The following is a 14,622-nucleotide window of genomic DNA, read 5'->3' as shown; positions in this document are numbered from 1 at the left end:
GCCCGGCGGCTTCAGGCCGTGTCGTCGTCCGAGGGCGGCTGCGGCGGTCCGGTGTGGAGGATCTCGCGGGCCTGCTCCGCCGCGCGGGTGATGCTCTCGGAGACGAAGTCGAGGAACCGGGCGGTGTTCTCCAGGCGGACGCCCGCCGGGGTGTCGGCGCCGAAGACGCTCACGCCCTGCCGCGCGGTGGCGACGATCTGGGCGCTGGCCCGGGCGCTGGCCACCATCGACTGGTACCAGACGTCGTTGTCGACGACGTAGCGCTCGCGGCGGCGGTCGTCGCGCTCCCGGCGGACCATGCCCTGCTCGTCCAGGAACGCGATCGCCTTGGAGATCGACGCGGGGCTGACCTGGAGGCGTTCGACGAGTTCGGCGGCGGTGAGGCTGCCCGAGTCGGCGAGCGTGAGGGAGGCCATCACGCGCGCCATCATCTGGGGCATGCCCGACTGCATCATGACGGTGGTGAACAGCTCCTCGTAGGCGCGCACGGCCTCGGCATCGCGGCCGTAGGGCTGCGGGGCCGACGTCCGGGGGTCCCGGGGGGCGGCCTGCTTGCGGCGGGCGCGGTGCTCGGTGGCGCGGTGGGCGAGGTCGGAGCGGTAACCGGCGGGGCCGCCGTTGCGCATGACCTCGCGGGTGATCGTCGAGGTGGGGCGGTCGAGGCGCCTGGCGATCTCCGCGTAGGCGAGGTTGTCGGCCAGTCCCAGCGCGATCTGCTGGCGTTCCTGCTGGGTGAGCCTGCCTCCGGGCATCGCGGTCTCCTTCGTGCTGCGTGGAGGCCCGAGTATAGCGTTCACCCCCATTCCATTGCAACGGATCGAGCTCGGTTCGTTGCGTTAGTCGCAGGCCCGTTGCAATGAAATAACTGCTCTGAACTGGTAAATCAAAGATTCTGCGCAACGAACGTGTTGCCGGACTCGTGAATGCAACGTAGCTTTTCCCTCATCGGAAACGACGGGCCGACAGAGAGCCCGCCGCGGAACGCAGGAGAGAAGCCATGCAGAAGTTCGCCACCGCCACCCCCGTCCAGGTCGTCCTCGACGTCCCCGCCGGACTCGTCCGCTTTATCGCCGCCGACCGCGCCGACACCACCGTCGAGGTCCTGCCGGTGAACGCCTCCAAGAGCGCCGACGTGAAGGCCGCCGAGCAGGTCACGGTCACCCACGCCGACGGCGTGGTGCGGATCGAGGCGGCCCCCGCGAAGCACCGGATCCTCGGCAGCTCCGGCTCGGTCGAGGTCACCGTCCAGCTGCCGGCCGGCTCCCGCGTCCAGGCGAAGACCGCCGCCGCCGAGGTGCGGGGCGTCGGACGCCTGGGCGAGGTGGTCTTCGAGGGCGCGCAGGGCTCGGTCAAGCTCGACGAGACCGCGGGCGCCCGGCTGAGCCTGATGGCCGGCGACATCACCGTCGGCCGGCTGCGCGGCGCCGCCGAGATCAGCACCCAGAAGGGCGACCTGCGGATCGCCGAGGCGACGGGCGGCACGGTCGTCCTGCGCACCGAGGCCGGCGGCATCGAGGTCGGCGCCGCCCGCGGGGTCTCCGCCTCGCTGGACGCCGGCACCTCCTACGGCCGGGTCGTCAACTCCCTGAGCAACACCGAAGGCCCGGGCGCCGCCCTGCACATCCGGGCGACCACCTCGTACGGCGACATCATCGCCCGGAGCCTCTGAGCGGCACGGTCACCGTGACCCCACGGACCACCACCGACCCACCGGCGACTGAGGCAGACTGGGGGCCATGGCCATGCATGAGAACCTCCTGGGGGGTCCGGCCCCCACCCACCTGCCCGACGACCCGGGGCCGCGCGACCTGCTCGCGAGCGGTACGGCCCCGGCGGAGGTCGCCGCGAAGTACCCGACCTCCTCGCTCGCCTGGGCCCAGCTCGCCGACGACGCGTACGAGCGCGGCTCGGTCGTCGAGTCCTACGCCTACGCCCGCACCGGCTACCACCGCGGGCTCGACGCGCTGCGGCGCAACGGCTGGAAGGGCCACGGCCCGGTGCCGTGGGAGCACGAGCCGAACCGCGGCTTCCTGCGCGCCCTGCACGCGCTGGCCCGCGCGGCCGGCGAGATCGGCGAGAAGGACGAGTACGAGCGCTGCACGACCTTCCTCCGCGACTCCTCGGAGACCGCGGCGGAGACCCTCGGCTAGCGGCTCCAACCGTCCGGATTTCCCCGTTTCCGAACAGACGCGGGGAAATCCGGACAGCCTCCCCGATCCGTTCGAGCCTGTTCGAGGGGGCCGGTACGATCCCCGGGACCGCAGGACCGAAGAAGCCGGTACCGAGGCCCCATTCCTCTTCCCCCACTTGCCGGCCGACGCAGGGGAGAAGTCTGTCGTGGGCAAGCGTGCCGCAACCGCAGGAGGGCGACGAACCCGGAGCGTGCGGCGCGGCAGAGGCAGACGCGGCCCGGGCCGCCTCGTCCTGCCGACGCTGGTCCTCATGACGGTCGCGCTCGGCGCGGGCGTCGCCCTCGCCCATTTCAACGGCCCGGCGGCCCACGACACCGCGGCCGCCGCCCCGGCCACCACCGCCGCGCCGGACCCGACGGCCGCGAACACCGGGCCTTCGAAGACCGCCCCCACCCCCCGGGCCACGACCGCCGGGCCCAAGAAGTCGCCGAAACCCCAGCAGACCCCGAAGAAGAAGCCGACCGTGCCGCAGTCCGGCGCCGGGACCTTCACCTCCGCGAAAGCCTCCGGCAAGCCGGTCGGCGCCAGCGGGGTGCTCCGCCGCTACCGCGTCCAGGTCGAGGAGGGCGTCGCACTGTCGGCGGGCGAGACGGCCGCCGAGATCGAGCGGATCCTGGCCCATCCGCGCGGCTGGGCCGCGCACGGCCGGGGCCGCTTCCAGCTGGTCTCGGAGAACGCCGACTTCGTCATCCGGATCGCCACCCCGGACACCGCCGACGCGCTCTGCCTCAAACAGGGCCTGCGCACCCACGGCGAGCTGAACTGCGAGACCGCCGACGGGGTCGTGGTGAACCTCAAGCGCTGGATGCTCGGCTCGCCGACCTTCGCGGGAGAACCGGCGGAGTACCGGCACCTGATCATCAACCACGAGGTCGGGCACGAGATAGGCATCCGGCAGCACATGGGCTGCCCGGGACCGGGCAAGCTCGCGCCCGCGATGATGCAGCAGATCAAGGGCCTCGACGGCTGCCGGTCGAACGCGTTCCCGTACAGCGAAGACGGGAGCTACATCACCGGGCCGATCGTGTCATGATGCGCTTGGGACGGCGCGCGACGAAGCCCGCCTCCCGAGGGGACCGGGGCTCCCGTGCCGCACGGAAGGACGTGCGCACGGTGGAGCAGACCGCTACCCGGTAACACGTATCGAGGAGACAGAAATGTCACTCTCCACGGGTTCTCCCGACTCCGGAGCCGGTTCGGCCGCCGACGCCCCGAACCTCGACTTCGCCGGCACGACGCCGTACGAGGACTACGTCCAGGCGGACGTCCTGACCCACCTCCAGCACCTCCGCTCGGACGACCCCGGCGAGATGGTCTTCCTGGTCACCACCCAGGTCATGGAGCTGTGGTTCACCGTGATCGTCCACGAGTGGGAGACCGCGAGCCGCGCCCTGCGCGAGGACCGCGTCCCCGTCGCGATGGACGCGCTGAAGCGTTCCGTCCGCGAACTGGAGGCGCTCAACCACTCCTGGCGGCCGCTCGCCCAGCTCACCCCCGCCCAGTTCAACGCCTACCGGTCCGCGCTCGGCGAGGGCTCCGGCTTCCAGTCCGCCATGTACCGGCGGATGGAGTTCCTGCTCGGCGAGAAGTCCGCGTCCATGCTCGTCCCGCACCGGGGCGCGCCCCGCGTCCACGCCGAGCTGGAGAAGGCGCTCCAGGAACCCAGCCTGTACGACGAGGTGCTCGGGCTGCTCGCCCGGCGCGGCCTGCCCGTACCGGCCTCGGTCCTGGGCCGTGACCTGTCGCAGCGGTACGAGCCCTCGCCCGAGGTCGAGGCCGTCTGGGCCGGGATCTACGCGGAGGCCGACCAGAACGGCGAGCTCGTCCGGCTCGGCGAGGCGCTCAGCGACGTCGCCGAACTCGTCTGGCGCTGGCGCAACGACCACCTGGTGGCGACCCGCCGCGCGATGGGTGCCAAGACCGGCACCGGCGGCTCGGCGGGCGTGGCCTGGCTGGAGAAGCGGGCCCAGAAGAACGTGTTCCCGGAGCTCTGGACGGCGCGCAGCCATGTCTGACCTGCTCAGGGACCGGGCCCTCGAACTCGACGCCGCCGACGGACTCGGCAAGCACCGGGAGAAGTTCGCCCTCGACGCCGCGACCGTCTACCTCGACGGCAACTCCCTCGGCGCGCTGCCCGCCCACGTCCCGGCCCGGATGGCCGACGTCATCACCCGCGAGTGGGGCGAGCTGCGCATCCGGTCCTGGGACGAGTCGGGCTGGTGGACCGCGCCGGAGCGGATCGGCGACCGGATCGCCCCGATCGTCGGCGCCGCCCCCGGCCAGATCGTGGTCGGCGACTCGACCAGCGTGAACGTCTTCAAGGCGGTCGTCGCCGCGGCCCGGCTGAACGGTGACGACCGGGGGGAGATCCTCGTCGACGCGACGACGTTTCCCACGGACGGGTACATCGCGCGGTCCGCGGCGCGGATGACGGGTCACGAGATCGTGGCGTGCGACCCGGCCGACATGCCGGCCGCGGTGAGCGGCCGGACGGCCGCCGCGCTCGTCAACCACGTCGACTACCGCACGGGCCGGCTCCACGACCTGCCCGGCATCACGGCCGCGCTGCACGCGGCGGGCGCGCTCGCCGTCTGGGACCTGTGCCACAGCGCGGGCGCGCTGCCCGTCGGCCTGGACGCGCACCGGGTCGACCTGGCCGTCGGCTGCACGTACAAGTACCTGAACGGCGGGCCGGGTTCGCCGGCCTACCTGTATGTCGCGGAGCGGCACCAGGCGGCCTTCGACTCGCCGCTGCCGGGCTGGAACTCGCACGCCGACCCGTTCGGGATGACCCCGGGGTACGCGGCGGCCGAGGGCGCGGCGAAGGGCCGGGTCGGCACGCCGGACATCCTGTCGATGCTGGCCCTCGAAGCGTCCCTGGACGTCTGGGACGGGGTCGACGTCGAGGACGTCCGGGCCAAGTCGCTGGCGCTCACGGACTTCTTCCTGGAGTGCGTGCGCGCGTACGTCCCGGCGGGCCGCGTCCGGTCCGTGACCCCGGAGGCGCACGCCGAGCGGGGCAGCCAGGCCGCGCTGAGCTGCGAGAACGCGCCCGCCGTGATGGCGGAGCTGATCAAGCGCGGGGTCGTCGGCGATCTGCGGCGCCCCGACGTCCTGCGGTTCGGCTTCACCCCGCTGTACGTCGGCTTCGCGGACGCGGAGCGGGCGGCGCGGGTCCTCGCGGACGTGCTGGCGGAGCTCCCCGCCTGAGGGATGACGGTCCGATGATCGCCTGATCTGCGGGGGCTCCGGTCCTGGTACCGTCCCCGCAGGTCAGGCCAATTCGGCCGCGAATCCGAGAGGTTGGAGCAGCATGCCGGACCCCGCCGCGCGCGATGCCGCCGAGGAGGCGTCCGCCTTCTCGCACCCGGCTGTCGCCCCGGATGCCACCGCCGCGTACGGCGACCACCCCGACCAGGTGATCGACTTCTACGCCCCGCGCGGCGGACCGAGCCGGGCGCCGCTCGTCGTCGCCCTGCACGGCGGGGCGTGGCGGGCGCCGTACGACCGGCAGCACCTGACTCCTTTCGTGGACTTCCTGGCCCGCCGGGGCTTCGCCGTGGCGAACGTCGAGTACCGGCGCGGCAGCGACATCCCCCGGCAGGGTGGTGCCGCCCCGGTCGCCGGGCGCTGGCCCGAGACCTTCGACGACGTGGCCGCCGCGCTCGACGCCGTACCGGAGCTGGCCGCCGCGCACCTGCCACAGGCCGACACCGGCCGGATCGTGCTCACCGGCCACTCGGCGGGCGGGCAGCTCGCCCTGTGGGCCGCCGCCCGGCACGTGCTGCCCGCCGGCTCCCCGTGGCGGCTGCCGGCCGCGCCCGCGCTGCGCGGGGTCGTGGCCCTCGCCCCGATCGCCCACTTCGGCCGGGCGGTCGAGCTGGGGGTGTGCGGCGGCGCGGTCGCCGAACTGCTCGGCGACCCGTCCTCGTACGAGGAACGGGCGGCCCACACCGACCCGTCGGCGCTGCTGCCGACGGGGATCGCGACCACCGTCGTCCAGGGCCGCGAGGACCTCGACGTGCCGTACACCGTCGCCGACGCGTACGCGGAGGCGGCCGCGAAGGCGGGGGAGACGGTCGGCCTGACGCTCCTGGAGGAGGTCGGCCACTTCCCGCTGATCGACCCGGCGGCGGACGCGTGCGCGGTGGTCGCGGAGGAGATCGCCCAGCTGGCCTGGTGACCCCCTGAGAGGTCAGGGCGGAACGAAGAATTCCCGTACAACCACTCGACCGGTTCGCGAGTCTGATCGGGCACGGCACTCCCGTGTCCGAATCATCTCGTGGGGGTTCACCTTGCAGTTCCGTTCCACCGGTACCCGCTCCACTCGCTCCACCCGCCTCGCCGCGGCCGTCACCGCCGTCCTCGCCGTCACGGCCCTCGGCGCCGGCACCCTGGCCACCGCCCCGACCGCCTTCGCGGCCACGGCCCCCGCCGCGGCCCCGGCGGAGGCCGGGGAGACGGCCGCGCTGCCGGTCTACCCCGAGGGCACCGAGCTCGGCTCCGTGGGCGACTCCGGCTTCATCACGTACTCGTTCGGCCACGACACCAGCCGGAAGCTCCTCTGGACGCCGTACGACGGCGGCACCCCGATTCCGCTCCAGGAGCCGGAGAACGGCTGGACCACGGTGGGGGCCGGCGACGTGGTCGTCTTCGGCGAGGACAGCGGGGCGCTCACCCTGCGGAACATGGCCGCGCCCACCGCGCCCGAGGTCGCCATCGACCTCGGCGCGCTGCACGGCACCTACGTCACCGCGCTGAGCCCGACGAGCGTGCTCGCGCAGCTGACGAAGGAGGACGGCACGGCCGAACTCCACGTCGTGACCAAGGACGGCGCCGCCACGAACAGCCGCAGGATCGAGGGGCTGCCGGCCGACGCCGCCGACTTCGCCGCCTCGCGTGCCCACGACGGTGCCGTCCTCGTCGGTTACGAGACGGGCCCGGCGAACGCGCGGACCGGCGGCCGGGCCCTGGTCGACCTGGCGGCCGGGACGGCCGGCACCCGGTACCCCGCGGCCGACTCCGGGACCTCCTACGGCGGTCTGGAGTTCTCCGCCTCGCACCTGACCTGGTTCGGCTACGAGGGCGGCTTCGGCGACTACGTCACCTCCGTCGACCGCGTGACGGGCGAGACGAAGCGGACCGGTCTCGGCCCGCACCTCGACGAGCCGTTCAGCGGACTCGTCGGTGACTGGCTCGTCCACGGCACCCCCACGACACCCGTCGAGGCCGTCTCGCTGACCACCGGTGAGACCCGTCGGCTGCTCGACTCCGGCTCGGGCGTGCGGACGGCCGGCGACGGCACTGCCGTGGTCCGCGGTGCGACGGCCGCCGACGGCAAGGGCCTGTTCCGGGTCGAGATCGCGGCGGACGGCACGCCGAAGGTCACCAAGGCGGCCGACGAGAAGCGTGTCGTCGACCTGAGGATCGAGCAGGTCGACGTCCCCGACTCGGTGAACCTCGACCGGACCGGCGGCCAGGTGACGATGAGCTGGACGCTCTCGCACCGCGAGGCCTATCTGGACGTCAGGGTGACGAACACCGTCACCGACCAGGTGACCACCGAGCGCGTGTACGCCCCCGCCGAGGGGAACCGTTTCACCTACACCTGGGACGGCACCCTCGACGGCGCGGACGCCCCCAACGGCCGGTACGCGGTGGAGGCCGAGGCGATGCTGCTCGACGGCACCGGCGAGCCGGTCTACCAGGGCTGGCTCATGAACGTCACCCGCACGGCCAACCCGCACGACTTCACCGACAACGGCTCCACCGACGTCCTCGCCCGGGACGCCGCCGGTGTGCTGTGGCGCGACGACCTGCGGGACCGGCCGGTGGACGGCCGGACCGAGACCGCGGGGCGGGCCAGGATCGGCGGCGGCTGGGGCGCGTACAAGCAGATCGAGGCCGTCGGGAACCTCGCGGGCAGCGCGACCGGCGACCTGATCGCCCTCGACGGCTCCGGGGTGCTCTGGCACTACCTCGGCAAGGGCGACGGCACCTTCGCCTCCCGGGTGAAGATCGGCGGCGGCTGGGGCGGCTACGACAAGCTGGCCGGCGGCTCGGACCTCGACGGCGACGGCCGCGCCGACCTGCTCGCCACCGACACCACCGGGGCGCTGTGGTTCTACAAGGGCACCGGCGACGCCGTGAAGCCCTTCGCGCCCCGCACGAAGGTCGGCGGCGGCTGGGGCATCTTCAACCAGATCACCGCCGTCGGGAACATCGCCGGCACGGCCGCCGGGGACCTGGTCGCCCGCGACAAGGACGGCGTCCTCTGGCTGTACCAGGGCACGGGCCCCGGCACCTTCGCCCCCCGCACGAAGGTCGGCGGCGGCTGGGGCACCTTCAGCCAGCTCGTGGGCGCCGGCGACGTCGACAACGACGGCCGCCCGGACCTGATCGCCTACGGTCCCACCGCGACCTACGTGTACCGCTCCACCGGTTCCGTCAGCACCCCCTTCGCCCGCCAGGCGACCACGCTGTACGCGGGCGAGGGCACCAAGTTCAACAGCGTCCTGTAGTCGGCCGAGGCGCTTCATAGTCCTCAAGGGGGACCCGGAAGGATCCGCAGCGAGCGGGACGACCGGGTCTCCCGGCGGCCGTACCGTGGATCGGGTGACGCAGACACAGACCCCCGAGACGAGCCGCAGCCCCGAGATCCGCCTGGTGCAGGTGGCGCTCGGGGGGCTGCGCCAGGAACTCTTCCACGACGCCTTCGCCTACCGGCCGCTGCCGCGCAAGGACGTCAACAGCGGGGTGACCCGGTTCCTGCCCCAGCGGATACGCGAGTACGCCGGGCTGCTGCCGCACGCGACGGTGGCCTTCGCCGCGCTGATCGTCTTCCTCATCGGGGGAGAGCGGACCCACGGCAGCTTCGGCCCGGTGGCGCTCGTCTTCACCTGCGTACCGGCGGCGATCGTGCTGCTCACCCTGGTCCGCCCGGTCCTCGCCTTCTGGGCCTCGGTCTGCTCGGCGCCCTTCGTCGCCTACATCGGGGGCTTCGGGTCCGGCTGGCCCTTCTCGGCGGCCTCGTTCGCCGCCCACCTGGCGGTCCTCGCCGTGGTCGCCGCCCGCACCCGGCCCCGTACCGCCGCGTGGATGTGGATCGTCACCGCCGGGTACTGCGCCTTCGCCGAGCTGTTCCTCGGCAGGGGCGGCGGCACCGACGCGTTCCCGATGGTCTTCGTCTCCGCCCTGGTGCTGCTCACCGTCAGCATCTTCCAGGTCCGCCGCCAGGCCGACCGCGAGGTGACCGCCCAGCTGACGGTGACCGAGCAGGAGCGCTCCCGGCGGACCCTGCTGGAGGAGCGCACCACCATCGCCCGTGAGCTCCACGACGTCGTCGCCCACCACATGTCGGTGGTCGCCATCCAGGCGGAGGCGGCCCCGTACCGGGTGGAGAACCCGCCGCCGGAGCTGGAGCAGGCCTTCCTCACCATCCGGGAGAACGCGGTCGCCGCGCTGACCGAGCTGCGCCGCATCCTGGGTGTCGTCCGCGCCGAGGACTACGAGGCCCCCGACGCCCCGCAGCCCACCCTCGCCGACCTCGACTCCCTCGTCCGCAACGTCGCGGAGGCCGGTCTCGTCGTCGAGAAGACGGTCACCGGCGCCGTGCGCGAACTGCCGCAGGGCGTGGAGCTCTCCGCGTACCGGATCGTCCAGGAAGCCCTGTCGAACGTCCTGCGCCACGCACCGGGCGCCACCGCGAAGGTCGAGGTCAGCTACGTCCTCGGCGGCCTGGGCCTGCGCATCGCCAACGGTCCGGCCCGCGGCCTGGTGAAGCCCTCGCCGGGCGCCGGGCACGGCATCACCGGCATGCGGGAGCGTGTGACGATGCTCGGCGGGGAGATGACGGCCGAGCCCACCGAGGACGGTGGTTACGAGGTGGCCGCCTTCGTCCCCGTGAGCCGTGACCGCGACGAAGAGCGCGGCCGTGACCGTGACCGTGAGGAGTCCGCGCAGTGATACGCGTACTGATCGTCGACGACCAGATGATGGTCCGTGAGGGTTTCTCCGTGCTCCTGGGCGCCATGCCGGACATCGAGGTCGTCGGCGAGGCGGTCAACGGGCGGGAGGCCGTCGCGCAGGTCGCCGCGCTCCGCCCCGACGTCGTCCTCATGGACATCCGGATGCCCGAGCTGAACGGCATCGACGCCACCCGGGAGATCGTCGCCGCCGACGCGGACGCCAAGGTCCTCGTCCTGACCACCTTCGACCTCGACGAGTACGTGTACCAGGCGCTGCGCGCCGGGGCCTCCGGCTTCCTCCTCAAGGACGCCTCGGCCCGGCAGCTCGCCGACGGGGTGCGGGTCGTCGCGGCCGGCGAGGCGCTGCTCGCGCCGACCGTCACCAAGCGGCTGATCACCGAGTTCGCGAAGGCGCCGGGGAGTTCCCCGCGCCCGCCGGCGATGGCGCAGATCGGGGAGCTGACGGAGCGGGAGACGGAGGTCCTCGTGCTCATCGCCCAGGGCCTGTCGAACGCCGAGATCGCCGACCACCTCGTCGTCGCCGAGTCGACGATCAAGACCCATGTGAGCCGGATCCTGGTGAAGCTGGCGCTGCGGGACCGGACCCAGGCCGCGGTCTTCGCGTACGAGGCGGGTCTGGTGCGCGTCGGCGGCTGACGGCGCCCGGCGCGGGTAGCGTCCGTCCATGGACGCCGCTGCTGACCCCGTGTACGACCCCTGGTCCCCCGAGTTCGTCGCCGATCCCTACCCCGCCTACGCCGGGCTGCGCGCGGCCGGCCGCGCGCACTGGCACGGGCCGACGCGGCAGTGGCTGATCCCGCACCACGAGGACGTGTCGGCACTGCTCAGGGACCGGCGGCTCGGCCGTACGTACACCCATCGCTTCACGCACGAGGAGTTCGGGCAGGAGGCCCCGGACGCCGCGTACGAGCCGTTCCACACGCTCAACGACCACGGGCTGCTCGACCTGGAGGGCGCCGACCACAGCCGCATCCGGCGGCTGGTGTCGAAGGCGTTCACCCCGAGGACCGTGGAGGACCTGGCGCCGACCGTACGGCGGCTGGCCGCCGACCTGGTCGGCGGTCTGGTCGCGGCCGGCGGCGGCGACCTCCAGGCGGCGGTGGCGGAACCCCTGCCGGTCGCGGTGATCGCCGAGATGCTGGGCGTCCCCGAGGGCGACGAGGAGCGGGCGCGGCTGCGCCCCTGGTCGGCGGCGATCTGCGGGATGTTCGAGCTGAATCCCTCGGAGGAGACGGCGCGGCGGGCGGTGGCGGCCTCTGTGGAGTTCTCCGGCTATCTGCGGGAGCTGATCGCCCGGCGGCGCAAGGAGCCGGGGGACGATCTGATCTCGTCGCTGATCGCGGTGGAGGAGCTGACCGAGCAGGAGATGATCTCCACCTGTGTGCTCCTCCTGAACGCGGGTCACGAGGCGACCGTGAACACCACGGTCAACGGCTGGTGGACGCTGCTCAGAGAGGGCGTCCGGCCCGATCCCGAAAAGTTGTCCACAGCTGTGGAAGAACTTCTGCGCTACGACACCCCGCTCCAGATGTTCGAGCGGTGGGTCCTCGACGACATCGAGATCGGCGGCCACACCCTTCCGCGCGGCTCCGAGGTGGCCCTGCTCCTCGGCTCCGCCAACCGCGACCCCGCCCGCTTCGGCCCGACCGCCGACACCCTCGACCTCACCCGCGCCGACAACCCCCACATCACCTTCGGCGCCGGCATCCACTACTGCCTCGGCGCCCCGCTCGCCCGTCTCGAACTGACGGCGGTCTTCGGCGAGTTGCTCCGCCAGGCGCCGGGCCTCCGGCTCGCGGCGGAGCCCGTACGCAAGCCGGGATACGTGATCCGCGGCTTCGAGGAGCTGCTCGTCGAGCTGTGAGCGGCGCGCAGGCCGCGGCGGCGCCCCGACCCTCAGCTCAGCATGTCCCGCCGCCGCAGCCCCGCGAGACCCGCCGTCACCAGGGCCGCCGCCAGGACCGTCAGGGCCACGACCGGGGTCCAGCTCATCTCCGGTCCCGGGAGCTTCGGCAGGTGGCCGAAGGGCGAGAGGTTCAGGGCCGCCTGTGGGAGTTCCAGGGCCGGGCCGACCCAGCCGAGGGCCAGACAGAGCCCGGCCGCGCCCCAGGCGGCGGTCGCGGCCTTCGGGGCGGCGCCCCACAGCAGGACCGCGAGGCCCGCGAGCGTCCACACGGCCGGGAGCTGGGCGAGCGAGGCGCCCAGGACCGGGCCGGCGTCGTGGCCGTACGACAGGGCGAGGCCGAGGCCGGCGAGGAGCAGGATCAGGGCGGAGCCGCCGAAGGCGATCACCAGGTGACCGGTGGCCCAGCGGACGCGGCCGAGGGCGTTCGCCAGGAGCGGTTCGGCGCGGCCCGAGGTCTCCTCGCCGTGCGGCCGCAGCACCGACCCGACCGCGAACAGCGCCGCCACCATCCCGAAGAGCGACACCATCGTCGCGAGGAAGGCGTCCGTGAGGGCGCTCTGACCGCCCATCCGCTCGAAGATCTGCCGGGCCTGCTCGTTGTCGCCGACGATGTCGGCCGCGCCCTCGACCATGCCGCCGAAGACGAGCCCGCCGAGCAGGAAGCCCAGCGACCAGCCGAGGAGGGTGCCGCGCTGGAGCCGCCAGGCGAGCGCGCCCGCCGTCGCGAGCCCGCCCTCGGCCGGGCCCGGCCGGGTCGCGAGGAAGCTCGCGCCGACGTCACGGCGGCCGGTCAGCGCGTACGCCGCCGCCGTCTGGACCAGGACGGCCGCCGCGATCAGGAGGAGCACCCACCAGCGCTCGCCGGCGAAGGCGCGGACGTTCTCCGCCCAGCCGATCGGCGACAGCCAGGTCAGGACGGACGATCCGTCCGCGCTCCCGGAGTCCCCGGCCGCCCGCAGGACGAACGCGAGGCCGACGGCGCCGCCGGTCAGCCCCTTGGCGAGCCGGGCGCTCTCCGTCAGCTGGGCGGCGAGCGCGGCCGTGGTCGCGAAGACCATGCCGGTGCCGCCGATCGCCAGACCGAGTGCGAGCGCCCCGGCCGCGCCCTGTCCGGCGAGGCCGGCGGTGACGATGAGGGCGACGGCGGCGTTGACGGTGAGCGCGGCGAGGAGGGCGGCGGTGAGCGGGGCCCGGCGGCCGACCGCGCCGGCGGAGAGCATCTCCTGGCGGCCGGTCTCCTCCTCCTCGCGGGTGTGCCGGACGACCACGATCAGGCTCGCGACGGCGGCGAGGACGGCGGCGAAGGTGCCGAACCGCCAGGCGACGAGCCCGCCGAGGGAGTCGTCGAAGACCGGTCCGTACAGGGCCCGCATTGAGCTGTTGGCGGTCATGGAGGCGGCGACTTCGGCGCGTTCGGCGGCGGTGCCGTAGAGGCCTTCGAGGGAGCCGACGCCGCTGGCGACGAGGCCGCCGGTGACAAGCGCCCAGACCGGGATCACCAGCCGGTCGCGGCGCAGGGCGAGCCGGGTGAGGGTGCCGGTGCCGGCGAGGACGGCGCTCATCGTGCGGTCACCTCGCCCGCGAGGCGCCCGGCCCCGGCCCCGGTCCCGGCCCCGGCCTCGGTCTCGTAGTGGCGGAGGAAGAGCTCCTCCAGGGTGGGCGGGGTGCTGGTGAGGCTCCGTACGCCCGCGGCGGTCAGGGAACGCAGGACGGCGTCGAGCCGGTCGGTGTCGACCTGGAGCTTCACCCGGTGGCCCTGCCCCCCTTCGATCGTCTGGAGGGCGAGGCCGTGGACGCCGGGGAGCCGGGCGAGGCCGTCGGGTGCGGCGGCGAGTTCGGCGGTGACGCTGGTACGGGTCAGGTGGCGCAGCTCGGCGAGCGAACCCGACTCCACGGTGCGGCCCTTGCGGACGATGCTGACCCGGTCGCAGAGGGTCTCGACCTCGCTGAGGATGTGGCTGGACAGCAGGACCGTCCGGCCCCGGTCGCGAGCCTCCTCGACGCAGCTCTGGAAGACCTCCTCCATCAGCGGGTCGAGGCCGCTGGTGGGTTCGTCGAGGACGTACAGGTCGACGTCGGAGGCGAAGGCGGCGACGAGGGCCACCTTCTGCCGGTTGCCCTTGGAGTAGGTGCGGCCCTTCTTGGTGGGGTCGAGTTCGAAGCGCTCGATCAGCTCGGCGCGCCTGGTCTTGTCGAGGCCGCCGCGGAGCTTGCCGTACAGGTCGATGACCTCGCCGCCGGAGAGGTTGCGCCACAGGGTCACGTCGCCGGGGACGTACGCGATCCGGCGGTGCAGCTCGACGGCGTCCCGCCAGGGGTCCTTGCCGAGCAGGCCGGCGGCGCCGGAGTCGGGCCGCAGCAGGCCCAGGAGGACCCGGATGGTGGTGGACTTCCCGGCGCCGTTGGGGCCGAGGAAGCCGTGGACCTCGCCGGTCTCGACGGTGAGGTCGAGCCCGTCGAGGGCGTGAGTGCGCCCGAAGGACTTGTGGAGTCCGGCGATGCTGATGGCCTTCGTCATGTTTCAGAACGTACGCTC

The 14,622-nt window shown here is 73.3% G+C and carries 13 protein-coding genes; 10 read left to right on the top strand and 3 right to left on the bottom strand.

Features of this window, described 5'->3' with window-relative positions:
* Positions 1 to 11: 11 nt before the first annotated feature.
* On the bottom strand, positions 12 to 752 hold the full coding sequence (locus DEJ43_RS16995; RefSeq protein WP_015034611.1) for a GbsR/MarR family transcriptional regulator: 741 nt from the start codon (positions 750 to 752) through the stop codon (positions 12 to 14).
* Between the two features lie 245 nt (positions 753 to 997).
* On the opposite strand from DEJ43_RS16995, the gene DEJ43_RS16990 reads away from it, so the two are divergent.
* The 10 genes from DEJ43_RS16990 to DEJ43_RS16945 all read left to right on the top strand — a co-directional run bounded on the left by DEJ43_RS16990 (position 998) and on the right by DEJ43_RS16945 (position 12,044).
* A complete protein-coding gene (locus DEJ43_RS16990; RefSeq protein ID WP_015034610.1) occupies positions 998 to 1,669 on the top strand; it encodes a DUF4097 family beta strand repeat-containing protein in 672 nt (223 codons plus the stop codon).
* 67 nt (positions 1,670 to 1,736) lie between these two features.
* Complete coding sequence (locus tag DEJ43_RS16985) at positions 1,737 to 2,150, top strand: DUF3151 domain-containing protein (RefSeq protein ID WP_015034609.1); 414 nt, start codon at positions 1,737 to 1,739, stop codon at positions 2,148 to 2,150.
* A gap of 187 nt (positions 2,151 to 2,337) precedes the next feature.
* Positions 2,338 to 3,225, top strand: a complete 888-nt coding sequence (locus tag DEJ43_RS16980; RefSeq protein WP_015034608.1) for a DUF3152 domain-containing protein — start codon at positions 2,338 to 2,340, stop codon at positions 3,223 to 3,225.
* A 124-nt stretch (positions 3,226 to 3,349) separates the two neighbouring features.
* Positions 3,350 to 4,207, top strand: coding sequence for a tryptophan 2,3-dioxygenase (locus DEJ43_RS16975; protein WP_015034607.1), 858 nt, complete (start codon positions 3,350 to 3,352; stop codon positions 4,205 to 4,207).
* Positions 4,200 to 5,402 (top strand): kynureninase, encoded by a 1,203-nt coding sequence (gene kynU, locus DEJ43_RS16970; RefSeq protein ID WP_015034606.1) that lies wholly within the window; start codon positions 4,200 to 4,202, stop codon positions 5,400 to 5,402. Before DEJ43_RS16975 ends, kynU begins: the two co-directional genes overlap by 8 nt.
* Positions 5,403 to 5,505: 103 nt before the next feature.
* A complete protein-coding gene (locus DEJ43_RS16965; RefSeq protein ID WP_015034605.1) occupies positions 5,506 to 6,375 on the top strand; it encodes an alpha/beta hydrolase in 870 nt (289 codons plus the stop codon).
* Between the two features lie 112 nt (positions 6,376 to 6,487).
* The gene (locus tag DEJ43_RS16960; RefSeq protein WP_015034604.1) at positions 6,488 to 8,713 is read left to right on the top strand and encodes an FG-GAP repeat domain-containing protein; all 2,226 of its coding nucleotides are present in this window, start codon (positions 6,488 to 6,490) and stop codon (positions 8,711 to 8,713) included.
* A gap of 85 nt (positions 8,714 to 8,798) precedes the next feature.
* On the top strand, positions 8,799 to 10,157 hold the full coding sequence (locus tag DEJ43_RS16955; RefSeq protein ID WP_015034603.1) for a histidine kinase: 1,359 nt from the start codon (positions 8,799 to 8,801) through the stop codon (positions 10,155 to 10,157).
* On the top strand, positions 10,154 to 10,816 hold the full coding sequence (locus DEJ43_RS16950) for a response regulator (protein WP_015034602.1): 663 nt from the start codon (positions 10,154 to 10,156) through the stop codon (positions 10,814 to 10,816). The genes DEJ43_RS16955 and DEJ43_RS16950 overlap by 4 nt, the downstream gene beginning before the upstream one ends.
* A 28-nt stretch (positions 10,817 to 10,844) precedes the next feature.
* Complete coding sequence (locus DEJ43_RS16945; RefSeq protein ID WP_015034601.1) at positions 10,845 to 12,044, top strand: cytochrome P450; 1,200 nt, start codon at positions 10,845 to 10,847, stop codon at positions 12,042 to 12,044.
* 32 nt (positions 12,045 to 12,076) lie between these two features.
* Here the strand turns inward: DEJ43_RS16945 and DEJ43_RS16940 are convergent, their stop codons facing one another.
* Both DEJ43_RS16940 and DEJ43_RS16935 read right to left on the bottom strand, forming a co-directional pair.
* Entirely contained in the window at positions 12,077 to 13,648 is a 1,572-nt protein-coding gene (locus DEJ43_RS16940; protein WP_015034600.1) for an ABC transporter permease, read from the bottom strand.
* On the bottom strand, positions 13,645 to 14,604 hold the full coding sequence (locus DEJ43_RS16935) for an ABC transporter ATP-binding protein (protein WP_015034599.1): 960 nt from the start codon (positions 14,602 to 14,604) through the stop codon (positions 13,645 to 13,647). The genes DEJ43_RS16940 and DEJ43_RS16935 overlap by 4 nt, the downstream gene beginning before the upstream one ends.
* Positions 14,605 to 14,622 lie beyond the last annotated feature (18 nt).

This window comes from Streptomyces venezuelae ATCC 10712 (assembly GCF_008639165.1).
In the GTDB taxonomy this organism is placed as follows: domain Bacteria; phylum Actinomycetota; class Actinomycetes; order Streptomycetales; family Streptomycetaceae; genus Streptomyces; species Streptomyces venezuelae.
This window is presented reverse-complemented; position numbering and strand designations above follow the sequence as displayed.